The 652-nt window shown below is 40.3% G+C and carries 1 protein-coding gene; it reads left to right on the top strand.

What is annotated here, in order from left to right; genetic code table 11:
• Positions 1–20 precede the first annotated feature (20 nt).
• Positions 21–560 (top strand): DUF4145 domain-containing protein, encoded by a 540-nt coding sequence (locus tag D9603_RS19045; protein WP_170178656.1) that lies wholly within the window; start codon positions 21–23, stop codon positions 558–560.
• The last annotated feature ends 92 nt before the right edge of the window (positions 561–652 follow it).

The following is a 652-nucleotide window of genomic DNA, read 5'->3' as shown; positions in this document are numbered from 1 at the left end:
GTTAGCTTTCAAGGATAAGCATGGAGCATTTCGTAGAAATAATTAAAGCTATTGCATGGCCTGTTGCAATTGTTTGGGTTGGTTATATTTTTCGCACAGAAGTTCGTCAACTTCTAGGCAGAATATCCAGTCTTAAATACAAGGATATGGAGGCGAATTTTGACAAGCAACTAGCTAAAGCAGAAAGCGAAGCCAAAAGTATTACTGTAACTAAAAAGTCTACGGAAGATTTATCTCAAACAGAACAACTACTGCGTATTGCTGAAGTATCTCCGAGAGCTGCAATAGTCGAAGCTTGGACATTAATTGAAATGGCAGCTTCAAAGAAAGGCCTTAAAGCAGGTGTAACGCTTCCCAGAACAAGCCCTAAAATGATTGTTGATTATTTACAACTCTCAGGAGAGTTACCGCCAAACAGTATTGAAATAATTGAACAGCTTCGTAAACTACGAAATCAAGCAGTTCATATGCCTGACTTCGCAATCAACCAAAGTGAAGCCGAACGTTATTTAGAACTTGCGGCTAAAAGTGCAGCTGTTATTGGTGCAACAGAAAGCTAACAAGGCAATTATGCGAGGGACGTCTAAAGCTTGGCTGACGCTCATTCTTCGCAATTTTAGCCAAGCTTAATACGCCCCATATTGCGGCGTTA

Source organism: Pseudoalteromonas sp. PS5 (assembly GCF_004103255.1).
GTDB classification, from domain to species: Bacteria; Pseudomonadota; Gammaproteobacteria; order Enterobacterales; family Alteromonadaceae; genus Pseudoalteromonas; species Pseudoalteromonas peptidolytica.
This window is presented reverse-complemented; position numbering and strand designations above follow the sequence as displayed.